Genomic DNA, 12,394 nt, shown 5'->3' with positions numbered 1-12,394 from the left:
GGTGGGTGGTCATCTCAGCGCTTCCCGGCCGGGCGCATCTCGGGGACGGTGAGTTCGCCGTTGTCGACGATGAGTTCGTCGTCGAGGTGGAGGGAGTTGCCGCGCATCGGGATGTCGAAGTGGCAGGGGGTGTCGTTGGGTCCGCCGAGTTCGTTGTTGGGGCCGATGGAGAACATGACGTTGCCGTAGAAGCTGCGTAGTTCCATGCCCATGCCGCCGCCGAACTGGGTGAGTCCGTGCCAGTGGGCGCGTTCGTCGAGGCCCCAGCCGACGTGGCTCATGCCGTAGCCGCGGGGGTCGTCGAAGGAGTGGATGTAGGAGGAGAGCAGGTCGGCGTCGAGCCCGGAGGAGCCGGTGCCGCCGCGGATGTCGCGGATGAACCCGGCTTCGATGGTGATCTCGACGGGGGTTTGCACGTAGGTGTTGAAGGGCAGGAGTACGTCGCCGGGGGCGAGGACGATTTTGCCGTCGACGCCGTCGTCGGCGCCGCCGGTGAACACGAAGGCTGCGGGCCAGTGGTCCCAGCGTCCGGGTTGGTCGGTGTAGCCGTATTCGGAGACGGTGGGGTAGACGCCGAGGCGGTAGGTGACGTCGGTGCCGTGTGGGCTGGTGATGCGCATGGTCTGGGCTTTGGCCAGGAGTTCGGCGCCGGTTTCGACGCGTTCGCGCAGCTCGGGGGTGGGCATGAGGCGGGCCAGTAGTGGGGCGGGTTCGACGGCGGTGAGGATGCGGGTGCCGGCGGCCTGGATCTCGAACTGCTCGGGGCTGAACAGCAGGAACGTGCAGTCCACGACCATGTCCACGGACTTGAGCGCCTCGACCGCCAGCCGGTTCTCCTTCAACCCGGAGTCGCCGACGGCCCAGGCGCCGGACGCGGAGGCGGGTGCGGGTAGGCGCAGGTGGAAGCCCTGGGCGCCCAGCTTCTGCACGGCCCAGAGGAAGGCGTCGGCGTACTCGGCGCGTTCGTCGCCGCTGGTGAGCACGGCCACGGTCTCGCCTTCGTGCACACCGGACAGTGTCAGCTGCTGCAGGCAGATCTCGTTGAACAGGTTCTGGTCCATCAGGTCTCCGATCAGGTAGCCGGGGTGGGGGAGAGCAGGAGTGGGCGGACGGTGTCGAGGAAGCCGGCCAGGTTGTCCCACGGCACCATGTGGCCGGCGCCCGGGACGTCGTGGATCTCGATGTCGGGGCGGGTGCGTCGCAGCTCGTCGGCGGCCGCGGCGGGGACGACCGGGCTGTCGGCGCCGCGGACCAGCACCGCGGGTGGGGTCAGCGCCCTCCAGTGGTCGAGGAAGTCCTCGGTCTCGAAGCCGGTGTGGGTCTCGCACACTGCGGTCTCGTCGCAGGAGGCCAGGACCTGGGCCCGCAGCTGCAGCTCCCGCTCCGGCCACAGCGGGTAGAAGCGGCGCACCTCCTCGGCGGTGGTGCCCCGCTGCGCCTCGTGCAGTTGCTGCAGGAACGCCTCGCGCGGCGTGGGGTAGGGGGCGCGGCCGGGACCGGACACCGGCGGGTCCACCAGGACGAGGAGGCCGTGCCGATCGGGGGTGTGGCGCACCGCGTAGGCGGCGGCGATCCGCGCGCCCATGGAGTGCCCGACGATCACGGGGTCGCGCAGGTCGCGGGCCTCGACCAGGCCGGCGACGTCGGCGGCGTAGTCCTGCATCCGGTACGCGCCCGCGGGTGCGCGGTCGCTCTCGCCGCGTCCGCGGATGTCGGGCACGGTCACCCGGTGTCCCAGCTCCGCGAACCGGACCGCGAGGAAGTCGGCGGTGACGGCCGGGCTGGTGATCCCCGGCAGCAGCAACAGATCACGCGCCCCGGGCTCGCCGTAGGTCAGGATGCTGTGCCGGAGCCCGTTCGCGCGGACCTCGTGGCGTTCCCCTCGGATCTCGACGGTCGGCATCCTCAGCCGCCCCCTTCCGGTCGTGTTGCGGCGCGTCGCTCGTGGCCTGCCCCGCCGCCGGTCGCCGCGAGGTAGGCCAGCGCGTCGTCGAGCTCGACGACGTCGCCGTACTTCTCCTGGATGTCGAACAGGTTGGCGTCGTGCGGGCCTCGGGCCCGGTCGGCGACCGCGGCGCCGGGTACCAGAACCGGGAAGCCGGACTGGACGGCGTCGACCACGCTGGCCCGCACGCACCCGCTGGTCGTCGCCCCGGTCACCACCACGGTGTCGACGCCGGCGGAGACGAGGTGGCCGGCCAGTCCGGTCCCGAAGAACGCCGAGGGCCCGTGCTTGACGAAGACGGGCTCGCCCGGGAGTCGAGCGAGGCGCTCGTCCACCTCGACCAGGCGGCTGCCGAGGGTCAGGGCCGCCATCCCCGTGGCCTTGTCCAGCCAGGCCGGGGTGCGGATCTGCCCCGGCTCGTAGGCGATCGTGGTGAAGGCGATCGGCAGCTGCGCCGCGCGGGCCGCGTCGAGCAGCCGACGGGTCGCCCGCAACGGGCCGGACATGTCACACCCGGTCGGTTCGTCGGGGTCGGTGAAGCCGTAGGTGAAGTCGACGACCAGCAGCGCCGGGTGCCGGCCGCGGCGCACCGGCCGTCCGAAGCCGGCGCGGTCGTAGGTCCGCGCGGTGTCCGCACCGGGGGCGGCGGTCATCGGACCGCCACCGATGCGCCGCCGCCGGGCAGCGGGCCGGAGCGCCGGACCCCGAGGTAGAGCAGCGCGCTCGCGAGGACCAGCCCGGCGTCCAGGTAGATCGCCGCGGACCAGCTGCCGGTCGCGTCCCGGACCACCCCGCTGAACACCGGGCTGGCGAGCGCGCCGATCTCCGCGATCAGGTTCCACATGCCGAACGCGGCCCCGCGCCCGTCGGCCGGGACGAGGTCGGCGGTGAGGGCCTGCGACATCGGCTGCACCGCGTTCAGGAACAACCCGGTCGCGAACATCAGGATCCCCATGACCCACAGCGACGGCATCGCCGTGAACTGCAGGTAGACGCCGAACAGCAACACCAGCACGCCCTGGACGACGGTGGCGACGATCAGGTAGTTGCGCCGGCCCATCCGGTGGCGGGCCGCCTTGTCCGAGAGCCACCCGCCCACCGGGAAGCCGATGATCCCGGCGCCTGCGTTGAACGCGGCGATCAGACCGGCGGTGGTCAGCGACGAGTCCGCGGCCGAGGACACGATCGCCACCGACCAGTACCCGAACAGCCAGATGCTCCACAGGATCGCGATCGCCGCGACGTAGATCAGCGTGGTGTCGCGGTCCTTGAGCGAGATCGACATGCGGTTCGAGCCACGCCGCTGCATCACGACGACGATCACCCCGGCGAGCACGATCTGCAGCGTGGCCGAGGCCCACTCCGGGAGCCCGAGCCCGTCGGAGAGCCAGAACAACGTCATGATCAGCACGCAGAACACGGCCGAGATGGCCATCAGCTTCCGGAGCGGGGGCCCGGGGCGCAGCGGACCGGCCAGCCGGCGCATGAACCACCACATCAGCGCGGCGAACGCCAGCGTCCCGCCGCCGAACACCAGGAACGGCATCCGCCAGGCGTGCACCTTCCCGAGCACGTCGACGCCCAGGTCGAGCAGCGGTGGCGCGAAGATGTTCGCCACCGTCAGACCGAACGCCAGCCCGGTGATCGCCACGCCCAGCCCCAGGCTGCGCGAGCGCTCCGGGGTGTGGCTGACGATCAGGGCGCGGTCGTTGGAGTAGAACGCCCCCTCGCCGAGCCCGGTGATCACGCGCAGGGCCACGAACGTGATCAGTCCGCTGGTCAGACCGCTGACGACGGTGGCCACACCCGCCCAGACGAAGCAGACCGACAGGATGGTGGCGTGGCCGAACCGGTCGCCGAGGTAGCCACTGGGCAACTGGGTCAACATGTACCCGGCGAAGAACAGGCTTCCGATGAGCCCGCCCAGCGCGTGGGGGTTCTGCGCGGCGTGCATGAAGTCGATGTCGTTCTCGATCATCCACGTCACGACCGGGCCGGTGATCGCCCGGTCGGCGTAGGCGAACAGCCATCCTCCGAACAGGACGAACCACAGCGTCCGGTACGAGGGTGTCCCCTTGGTCGTTCGTGGTGGCCCTAACTCTCGTTCGCTCTGCGTCATCGAAGCCTCGTCGTCGAGTTGTCGGGGATGGGAACCCCGGGCCCACGCGCTGTGGTTCCCATCACGGGGTCGGCCGGAAGAGTCGCAACTTCATACGATCCTGTCAACACGGCCAAGCGATCTGCAGTAGATGCGCTGGTGAAGCGAGCAGCCCGCTTGACGAGGTGCATATTAAGTATGAAACTTCGTCAGCCATGAGTCATACGAGGAGGCTGCACATGCCACGCGAGACGACCACCAGCGTCGCCGTCATCGGTGCCGGTCCAGCCGGCCTGATGCTGGCGAATCTGCTCCAGCGCAGGGGCACCCCGTGTCAGGTCGTCGAGCGGCTCAGCCGCGAGCGGGTGCTCGCCCGCGCCCGCGCCGGGATGCTGGAGCACCGCACCGTGGAGCTGCTCGACCGGATCGGCCTCGGTGAGCGCATGCACGCCGAGGGAGCAGTGCACAACGGCTGCGAGTTCCGCTACGGCGAGACGAGCTTCTTCGCCGACTACTCCGCCATGTACGACGACACCCCGCACGTGATCTACCCGCAGCAGGAGGTCGTGGCCGACCTGCTCGCCGGCTTCGAGGCCGGCGGCGGCCGGGTGCGGTTCGAGACGACGGTGATGTCGGTGGAGGGGCACCTCGACGGCACCCCGCGCATCGTGTGCTCCGACGGGAGCGTGATCACGGCGGAGTTCCTCGCGGGCGCCGACGGCCAGTACGGGGCGAGCCGCGCCGCGCTTCCCGACGGCTCCTACAGCGACCACGAGATGCAACACGAGTTCCGGTGGCTGACCCTGCTCGCCCAGGCTGCGCCGTCGGCCGACTGGACCATCTACGCGCAGCAGGACGGCGGGTTCGCGGGGCACCTGCTGCGCACCGACGAGGTGACCCGCTTCCACCTGCAGGTGCCGTTCGGCGACACGGTCGAGGACTGGCCCGACGAGCGGATCTGGCACGAGCTCAGGACCCGGCTGGGCCGGCCCGGCTGGACCCTGAACGAGGGCCCGGTGATCAGCAAGAACATGCTCGAGATGCGCAGCAGGGTGACCGAGCCGATGCGGTTCGGGCGGCTGTTCCTGCTCGGCGACGCGGCGCACATCATCACGCCCTCGGGGGGCAAGGGGATGAACCTCGCCATCGCCGACGCCGCCGAGCTCGACGTGGTCCTCGCGCACCACGCCACCGATCCGGACGAGGGAGTGCTCGACGGTTTCACCCTCAACCGCGTGCCCGACATCTGGAAGGCCCAGGAGTTCAGCCACGCGCTGATCCACATGATGCACACCTACCCGGGGGACACCCCCGACGCCGCGTTCCGCCAGAAGGTCCAGCGCTCGCGGCTGTGGCAGCTGCAGCACTCCAGGGCCTACGCGCGCAACTTCGCCGAGAGCTACATCGGCCCGTCGCTGCGCTGGCCCGAGCCCGCGCACCCGCTGACCGGCGGGGACCGGGCTGCACCCGTCCCGGCCCCCGAACCCGTGGGATGATCAGGCGGTGACCGCATCGACCGAGTCAGCGGGGCCCCCTCGCGACGCGCGGTCCACCCCGGCCCACGAGACGCTGACCGACTACGCGGTGGACGAGATCCGGAAGCGGATCGTGATCGGCGAGATCGCGGCCGGGAGCAAGATCGGGGTGGACTTCATCGCGAAGGAGCTCGCGGTGAGCCGCATCCCGGTGCGGGAGGCCTTCCGGGAGCTGCTGGCCGAGGGACTCGTCGAGATGTACCCCCATCGCGGCGCCGTGGTGGCAGGCATCGCGCGTCGTGACGTCGAGGACGGCTACCGCCTCCTGGAGGTGCTGGAGGTGATGGCGGTGGAGCGGGCCGCCGCGACGGCCCCCGCGGAGACCGCCTCCCGCATGCGGGTCCACCTCCAGCGGCTCGCCGCGTTGCGGGAAGCCGGGCAGCTGAGCCCGCTGGCGCTGCTCGAGGAACACCGCTCCTTCCACTTCGCGGTGTTCGACGCTCTCGAGACCGGCATGCTCGAGCGCACCGCGCGATCGTTGTGGCACGCCTGCGAGCGCTTCATCAACGCCTCCGCCCGGGGGGACCGGCTCGAACAGGCCCACCACGAGCACCTCGAGCTGGTGCGCTACCTCGAGGCCGGCGACGTGATCGGGGCTGTGGCCGTGACCCAGATGCACGTCCGCCACGGCCGGCACGCGGCGCTGCGCGGGCTGGGGTTCGACCCGTCCTGAACGAGTGGATCGGACGCCTCCTCATCGTCGCCTGATCGGGGCTGAACGCGGCCGAGGTGGCGCCCCAGCGTTGTTCGATCTTGCCCGATTCGCGCTGACTGCCATTTCGACGGGTGACGCCACCGGGACCCGCACCCGAGCCCGCCCCGGACCAGCGCTATGTGGCAGCGACGGCGGCCGGACCTCGTCACTCCGGATCTGTGGACCACCCGCCGCCGCCGGCCGGAGTGTCGGGCTGCGGCTCAGACACCGACGCTGTCCGGAATCAGGGCCAGGAGCTGCTTCGTGTGGCCGGGCAGCTCCGACTCGGCGAGACCGGTGATGATGTCCCTCAGCTGGATGGGCTGATCGACAAGGGCCTGTCCGTCGGACAGGAGCAGGGCGGGCACCAGTGTGTCGAGCTCGGCCTCGCTCAGCGCCGGGCCGCCGAACGCGCAGAGGGCGTCTCCTTGGAGGCGGATGCGCTCCCGGAGCCCTGCGTTGCCGCCGGCGCGCGCGATGACGCGTTCGATCGTCCAGGTGTCCTGCGATGTGCGGTTGTCGTACGTGGTGTTCGCCCCCGAAGCGACACCGGCGGCGACGGCGATGGTTGCGGCGTTGACGATGGAGACGTGCGCCAGGATCTGGTCTGCGTTCCACTCGCCGGGCGGCGGGGCAGGGCTCGTGTCGGCGGCCTCGGCCACGGTGGCGGCAGCCTCCAGCAGCACACGACAGGCGTCCCGAAGGGGGGAGGTGTCCATGGTTCCTTCTTTCTTCGGTCGTGCACCGAGTGGATCAAGAGTGCGCGGGCGACATCTCCCATGGCGCCTGGGGAAGGACGTCACCGGTCTCGAGCAGCGACTTGAGGTTCGCCAACACAGCCGGCCAGCCGGCGGAGATTCCGTCGAGCATCGCCTGGTTGGGGAGGTTCTCGTGGGTCACGGTGAGGCGGACGATGTCGTGGTGCGGCTCGACGAGAAAGGTGACAACCGAGGGTTCCCGCGGCGATTCGGCGTCGGGAGCGTCGTCGAAGGTGATCACCAGGCGGGTCGGGGGGTCGGTCTCGATCACTCTGCCGACGACATCGACGTGGCCCGATCCGTCGGCGCGCCGGTGCTCCCACGCCGAGCCCGGCTGCCAGTCCGAGACGTTGGCATGCCCCCAGTAGCGCGTCGTGAGGTCTGCGTCCGTCAGGGCCTGCCACACCTGCTCCGCACTGGCGCGGATGTAGGTGACGTAGACGTAGGCCGGCGCGGGAGTGGGTTCGTCGGACATGGCGTGCTCCTCTGCCTGGATCTTGATGGCGTTGATCGCTTGTAGGCGGGGCTTCTCGAACCCGGAGATCCAGCGCTCCTCCATCTCGTGGATCGGCACCGGGTTGAGGTAGTGCAGCCGCTCCCGTCCGCGCCGAACGACGGTCACGAGGTTGGCCCGGACAAGGACGTCGAGATGCTGCGTCGCCGACTGGCGCGCCATGTCCACTCGCTCGCACAGCTCGCGCAGCGTCTGGCCGTTGTGCTCCCGCAGACGATCGAGCAGGAGACGCCGGGTGCGGTCGGCCAGCGCTCTGAAGACCGGGTCCATCTCGGTTGCCTCGTCGCCCACCCGACCATTATGCAGGTATTTACCTGCCTAATGTCAATCGACGTGACGCCCCACGGGGGCGAGGCGCGCCCGACCCGGACGGTGACGTGGCAGGACCAGGGCCCATCGCACACATCCGGTGGGGTCCGCACACACCGTCCGCAATGTGTGCGGACCGCACCGGGGTGTGTGCCGTCGACGGCCACGCAGACGGCGGGCGGCAGGATGGGCGCATGGAATATCGCACGCTCGGTGGGACCGGAACCGTTGTGTCGTCGCTGTGCCTGGGCACCATGACGTTCGGCAACGAGAGCAGTGAAGAGGTGTCGCACGCGCAGCTGGACCGGTTCCTGGAGCTGGGCGGCAACTTCGTCGACACTGCCAACGTCTACTCCCGGGGCGTCTCCGAGGAGATCATCGGACGCTGGCTCGCGAAGCGTCCGGAGGTCCGCGACCAGGTCGTCGTCGCTACGAAGGGGCGCTTCGCCATGGGCGACGGGGTCAACGACGTCGGCCTGAGCCGAGTGGGGCTCACCCGTGCGCTGGACGCGAGCCTCCGGCGGCTGCAGGTCGACTCCGTCGATCTCTACCAGGCTCACGCCTGGGACGCGTTGACGCCGCTGGAGGAGACGCTCCGCTTCTTCGACGACGCCGTGCGGGCCGGCAAGATCCGCTACGTCGGGGTGAGCAACTTCCTGGGCTGGCAGCTGCAGAAGGCCGCGATGCTCACCGGGTTCCTCGGCCTCGCACCGATCGTGACCCTGCAGCCGCAGTACAACCTGCTGGTCCGCGAGATCGAGTTCGAGCTGACCGACGTCTGCGAGCACGAGAACATCGGCATCCTGCCGTGGTCACCGCTGGCCGGCGGCTGGCTCACCGGCAAGTACCGCCGCGACGAGGTGCCGGCGGGCTCCAGCCGGCTCGGGGACGATCCCGAGCGGGGCATGGAGGCCTACGCGCCGCGCAACGCGCAGGAGCGCACCTGGCAGGTCGTCGATGCCGTCGCCAAGATCGCGGAGTCGCGCGGGGTGTCGATGGCGCAGGTGGCCCTGGCCTGGACCGCGGACCGGCCGGGCGTCACGTCGGTGATCCTCGGTGCCCGCACGGTCGAGCAGCTCGACGACAACCTGGGCGCGGCGCAACTGCACCTGTCCGAGGAGGAGACGCAGCTGCTGGACGAGGCCAGCGACCCGATCGTCGGCGAGTACCCGTACGGGCAGCAGGGGCGCCAGCAGCGTGCCAAGGGCCGCGAACTCTGAGCTGAAGCCGGTGTGGGCGCGGCACGTGGAGGACGTGCCGCGCGTCACCCGCAGGCGGCTTTGACATGAACCTGACTTCAAGTCTCAGAGTATGTCCATGCCTACCACCGAGACCACCCAGCCCGCCTCCACCGTGTCGCCCCGCCCGTCCAAGGCGCGCCGGCCGCTCCTGCGTCTCGCGGGAGTCGGCGCGACCGTCGTCGTCACCCTCGTGGTGTGGGCGGTCGGCCGGCTCGCCGGCGCCGACTACGTCCTGAGCGATCCCTCCGGCTCGGTGATCATCGATCCCGTGGTCACCGCCGTGGTCACGCTGGTGGCCGCCCTGCTCGGCTGGGGAACCCTCGCCCTGTTGGAACGACTCACCCGGCACGCGGCCAGGATCTGGGTCACGACGGCGTCGATCGTGGTCATCGCGTCGATGGTCCCGATCTTCCTCATCGACGCCACGCCCGGCACCCAGGTGGCGCTGTTCTTCGTCCACCTCGCCGTCGCCGTACTCGTCCCCGCGCTGCTGCGGGCCCGCAACGCCTGACAGGTGCGAAGGGTCCTCACGCGGTGGGGAAGGTGACCCGCAGGACCGGCAGTGCCCGGCCGGGCGCGACCTCTCGATCGCCGACGTACTCGGCCCCCATGTGCAGGTAGAACGCCTCGGCGTGCGGGTCGGATTCCAGGGTCAAGGTCTGGAATCCGGCCCGGCGGGCCGAGGCGACGGCGTGTTCCCAGAGCACCCGCCCCAGGCCGGTGCCGATCGCCTCGGGTTCGAGGAACAGGTCTGCCAGATCGCCGTTCGGCGGCCTGCCGGTGAGCTGGTAATAGCCCGCCACCACGCCGCCCCGCTCCGCGACCACGAACCGCCCGTCACGGATGGCGGCGGCGCTGACCGACAGCATGTCCGCCCAGCCGTCCATCATCGCCTGCGGATAGCCCCAGTACGCCTTCGACCGTCGCGTCAGCTCCGTGAGAGCTCCGGCCTCATCGGGTTCAGCGGCGCGTATGCGGAGCTCGTCCATGGGCGGCACAGCACCGTCTTCCTCGTGGATCCCGGCCGCAGGGAGTCCCGTGCCGTGGCTGATCCGCACCCGCCCGACCCTACGGATCGCGGGGCGCTCGTGGTGGAGGTCGGGCAGATCAGCCGGAGGCGTCCTCCCGGGCGGCCCGCATCGCGACCGGCGCACCCGCCAGGTCCTCGTCGTTGCAGAGAAGCTTCACCTCGTAGTAGGGGGAACCGCTGGCGTCGTCGTAGTCCAGGTGGATGGCGATGACGTCGACCGGTTCACCGAGCCAGGACTCGACGCGCCGCAGCCAGTCCGCCGACCGTTCCAGCGCCGTCGCCAGGTCGTCGTCGCGGAACTGGACCGGCCGGAACGGCACGTCCTGGATCTGGTCCTGCAGGTGGCCGGGGCGGGGCAGGTCAGCAGCCAGCCCGGCCTCGTCGAGCCGCAGGTCCACTCCCGTGTTCTCACTCACGCCCCCGAGTTTCCGCGATGGCGACCCGGTCAAACAAGCACGACTCGGCGAGAGGCCGGTTGACGGGCGAGGTTCCGGGTCCAGCGGTACCCGGTCGCCCGCCACGCGCGGCTCAGGACAGGACGGGCAGGACCACGTGCGACGGGTGCCCGGTGTCGTGGAACACCCGGAACGGGCAGGGGCGTCCGGCGACGGCGGTGCCGAGCGGCTCGCCGGTGCCGAGGTTGCGCGCGAAGCGCGGGAAGGCGCCCCCGCTGACCTGGACGCGCAGCCGGTGCCCGGCCGCGATGCGGTACGCGGTGGGGAACAGCTCGACGTCGACGGCGAGGACCCCGTCCTCGCCGACCGTGACGTCCGGCCCGGGCACGGTGCGCGGGTCGAGCCTGCGGATGCCGTCCACGACGTTGCGCGACGCCCCGTCCCGGTCGACGTCGCACAGCCGCACGAACACGTCGGCGTGCTCGAGTTCGGGGCGGACGTACACGCGGGCGCGCACGGGCCCGACCACGTCGAGGCCGGACGCCAGCACGGGGCCGGTGAAGACGAGCACGTCGGCGCGTTCCTCGACGGAGCGGTTGTCGGCCTGCTTGCCCGGCGCCTGCAGCATCGGCCCGCCGACGGTCGGGGTCGGGTCGGTCGGGTCGTAGGTGAACCGGCTGGGTTCGGGATCGCCGGCCTCGGCCTCCTCCGTGAGCCCGCCGCCCGGCCGCAGGTGGTGGAGCACGTCACGGCTGCGCGAGGGCGGCCAGGAGTCGAACTCCAGCCAGGTGCCGGCCTCCTGCAGGTACAGCCGCACGGGCGCGCCCTTGGGTGCCGGGCCGCCGCGGAGGTGGTGGTCGAGCCACGTGACGTCGGTGCGCACGAGCGCCTTGAGCTCGCCCGTCTCGCCGTGCAGCCACGGACCGACCGTGATCCGCGCCGGCACGCCTGCAGCCCGCAGGGCGCGGTAGTCGGCGAGCTGCTCGGCGGCGAACAGATCCCACCAGCCGGTCACCATGTTCACCGGCGGCATGCGCGCCAGGTCGGCGCCGTCGTGGTCCGCGACCGACCAGAAGTCGTCGCCCGGCTCGGCGTGGGTGGTGAAGTCGCGCCAGAACGCGACCGGAGCACCCACGACGGCCGTGTCCGCGGCTTGGAGTGGCAGCCGGCGGAGCGCGTGGCGGAGCTTCACCGCGAGCCGCGGGCGGGGGATCGGTGCGGGCAGACCGCCCGCCTCCTGCCGGCCGATCTGGCTGGACCAGGTCAGCGCGTTCTGCAGCAGGGGCGCGCCGTGGTCGTAGAACGCGGCGGTGATCCGCGCCGCCGTGATGTGCGGCGAGACCGACACCAGCGGCGGGTCCACGTAGGGTGCGACCGCCCACTGCGTGTGCCCGAAGTAGCTGCCCCCGGTCATCGCGACGCGGCCGTCGCACCACGGCTGCTCCCGCAGCCAGGCCACGGTGGCAAGCCCGTCCTCGTGCTCGGCGGTGAAGGGCCGGAAGTGGCCGCCGGACCCGAACGTCCCGCGCGTGGACTGGACGAAGACCTGGAAGCCGCGCCGCGCGTAGGGCGCCGCGAAGGCGTGCGCGACCATCCCGGTGCGGCCGTAGGGCAGGCGGATCAGCACCACGGGTTGTGGACCGGCGGCGCGTCGCGGGCGGTAGAGGTCGCCGAGCAGCGACACCCCGCCGGGGACGGGAACGGCGACGTCACGGTCCACGGCGTACGCGGTCGCGCGCAGCGGGAGGCCCAGCAGGGCATCCGCGAGCAGCCCGCCCGCTCTGGCCAGCACGTTCACGGCGCGTCCTTCCTCGAAGTCACCCGGCTACGCAATCACCACGCGGCGCTTCCCGCTCGGTGGGGTTTGTCCCGGGG

13 protein-coding genes are annotated in these 12,394 nt (G+C 71.1%); 4 read left to right on the top strand and 9 right to left on the bottom strand.

Annotated features, from left to right (window positions below; genetic code table 11):
* Positions 1-14 precede the first annotated feature (14 nt).
* From CFP66_RS24800 to CFP66_RS24785, 4 genes are read right to left on the bottom strand one after another with little or no spacing between them, the layout of a single operon-like run.
* On the bottom strand, positions 15-1,061 hold the full coding sequence (locus CFP66_RS24800; protein ID WP_094927544.1) for a leucyl aminopeptidase: 1,047 nt from the start codon (positions 1,059-1,061) through the stop codon (positions 15-17).
* Positions 1,062-1,072: 11 nt separating this feature from the next.
* A complete protein-coding gene (locus tag CFP66_RS24795) occupies positions 1,073-1,903 on the bottom strand; it encodes an alpha/beta fold hydrolase (protein WP_158228203.1) in 831 nt (276 codons plus the stop codon).
* A 2-nt stretch (positions 1,904-1,905) separates the two neighbouring features.
* On the bottom strand, positions 1,906-2,598 hold the full coding sequence (locus CFP66_RS24790) for an isochorismatase family protein (RefSeq protein WP_094927543.1): 693 nt from the start codon (positions 2,596-2,598) through the stop codon (positions 1,906-1,908).
* Positions 2,595-4,064, bottom strand: coding sequence for an MFS transporter (locus tag CFP66_RS24785; protein ID WP_094927542.1), 1,470 nt, complete (start codon positions 4,062-4,064; stop codon positions 2,595-2,597). The genes CFP66_RS24790 and CFP66_RS24785 overlap by 4 nt, the downstream gene beginning before the upstream one ends.
* 218 nt (positions 4,065-4,282) lie before the next feature.
* On the opposite strand from CFP66_RS24785, the gene CFP66_RS24780 reads away from it, so the two are divergent.
* A complete protein-coding gene (locus CFP66_RS24780) occupies positions 4,283-5,539 on the top strand; it encodes a 4-hydroxybenzoate 3-monooxygenase (RefSeq protein ID WP_094927541.1) in 1,257 nt (418 codons plus the stop codon).
* 7 nt (positions 5,540-5,546) lie between these two features.
* The gene (locus CFP66_RS24775; protein ID WP_094927540.1) at positions 5,547-6,251 is read left to right on the top strand and encodes a GntR family transcriptional regulator; all 705 of its coding nucleotides are present in this window, start codon (positions 5,547-5,549) and stop codon (positions 6,249-6,251) included.
* A 242-nt stretch (positions 6,252-6,493) separates the two neighbouring features.
* On the opposite strand, the gene CFP66_RS24770 is transcribed toward CFP66_RS24775, so the two are convergent.
* Together CFP66_RS24770 and CFP66_RS24765 are read right to left on the bottom strand one after the other, a co-directional pair.
* On the bottom strand, positions 6,494-6,934 hold the full coding sequence (locus tag CFP66_RS24770) for a hypothetical protein (RefSeq protein WP_198961645.1): 441 nt from the start codon (positions 6,932-6,934) through the stop codon (positions 6,494-6,496).
* A 91-nt stretch (positions 6,935-7,025) separates the two neighbouring features.
* Positions 7,026-7,814 (bottom strand): SRPBCC domain-containing protein, encoded by a 789-nt coding sequence (locus CFP66_RS24765; RefSeq protein WP_094927538.1) that lies wholly within the window; start codon positions 7,812-7,814, stop codon positions 7,026-7,028.
* A 233-nt stretch (positions 7,815-8,047) separates the two neighbouring features.
* Here CFP66_RS24765 and CFP66_RS24760 point away from each other — a divergent pair, with 233 nt between their 5' ends.
* Both CFP66_RS24760 and CFP66_RS24755 read left to right on the top strand, forming a co-directional pair.
* Positions 8,048-9,073, top strand: coding sequence for an aldo/keto reductase (locus CFP66_RS24760; protein WP_094927537.1), 1,026 nt, complete (start codon positions 8,048-8,050; stop codon positions 9,071-9,073).
* 97 nt (positions 9,074-9,170) lie between these two features.
* The gene (locus CFP66_RS24755; RefSeq protein ID WP_094927536.1) at positions 9,171-9,605 is read left to right on the top strand and encodes a DUF6069 family protein; all 435 of its coding nucleotides are present in this window, start codon (positions 9,171-9,173) and stop codon (positions 9,603-9,605) included.
* Between the two features lie 16 nt (positions 9,606-9,621).
* Here CFP66_RS24755 and CFP66_RS24750 read toward each other — a convergent pair whose 3' ends face one another.
* The 3 genes from CFP66_RS24750 to CFP66_RS24740 all read right to left on the bottom strand — a co-directional run bounded on the left by CFP66_RS24750 (position 9,622) and on the right by CFP66_RS24740 (position 12,317).
* Positions 9,622-10,083: a GNAT family N-acetyltransferase gene (locus tag CFP66_RS24750; protein WP_094927535.1), complete on the bottom strand. Its 462-nt coding sequence runs from the start codon at positions 10,081-10,083 to the stop codon at positions 9,622-9,624.
* Positions 10,084-10,201: 118 nt separating this feature from the next.
* Positions 10,202-10,540 carry a hypothetical protein gene (locus tag CFP66_RS24745; protein WP_094927534.1) on the bottom strand — a complete coding sequence of 113 codons (339 nt, stop codon included), beginning with the start codon at positions 10,538-10,540 and terminating at the stop codon, positions 10,202-10,204.
* A gap of 112 nt (positions 10,541-10,652) precedes the next feature.
* Entirely contained in the window at positions 10,653-12,317 is a 1,665-nt protein-coding gene (locus CFP66_RS24740; RefSeq protein ID WP_233159690.1) for a CocE/NonD family hydrolase, read from the bottom strand.
* Between the last annotated feature and the right edge of the window lie 77 nt (positions 12,318-12,394).

The organism is Pseudonocardia sp. MH-G8 (assembly GCF_002262885.1).
GTDB lineage: Bacteria > Actinomycetota > Actinomycetes > Mycobacteriales > Pseudonocardiaceae > Pseudonocardia.
Note: the sequence above shows the minus strand (reverse complement) of the source record. Positions and strands in the feature narration are given on the sequence as shown.

What these genes read in the sequence shown, in the direction of transcription:
- CFP66_RS24800 (WP_094927544.1), bottom strand. Translation starts at nt 1,061, where the DNA reads ATGGACCAGAACCTGTTCAACGAGATCTGCCTGCAGCAGCTGACACTG.
- CFP66_RS24795 (WP_158228203.1), bottom strand. Translation starts at nt 1,903, where the DNA reads ATGCCGACCGTCGAGATCCGAGGGGAACGCCACGAGGTCCGCGCGAAC.
- CFP66_RS24790 (WP_094927543.1), bottom strand. Translation starts at nt 2,598, where the DNA reads ATGACCGCCGCCCCCGGTGCGGACACCGCGCGGACCTACGACCGCGCC.
- CFP66_RS24785 (WP_094927542.1), bottom strand. Translation starts at nt 4,064, where the DNA reads ATGACGCAGAGCGAACGAGAGTTAGGGCCACCACGAACGACCAAGGGG.
- CFP66_RS24780 (WP_094927541.1), top strand. Translation starts at nt 4,283, where the DNA reads ATGCCACGCGAGACGACCACCAGCGTCGCCGTCATCGGTGCCGGTCCA.
- CFP66_RS24765 (WP_094927538.1), bottom strand. Translation starts at nt 7,814, where the DNA reads ATGGACCCGGTCTTCAGAGCGCTGGCCGACCGCACCCGGCGTCTCCTG.
- CFP66_RS24760 (WP_094927537.1), top strand. Translation starts at nt 8,048, where the DNA reads ATGGAATATCGCACGCTCGGTGGGACCGGAACCGTTGTGTCGTCGCTG.
- CFP66_RS24755 (WP_094927536.1), top strand. Translation starts at nt 9,171, where the DNA reads ATGCCTACCACCGAGACCACCCAGCCCGCCTCCACCGTGTCGCCCCGC.
- CFP66_RS24750 (WP_094927535.1), bottom strand. Translation starts at nt 10,083, where the DNA reads ATGGACGAGCTCCGCATACGCGCCGCTGAACCCGATGAGGCCGGAGCT.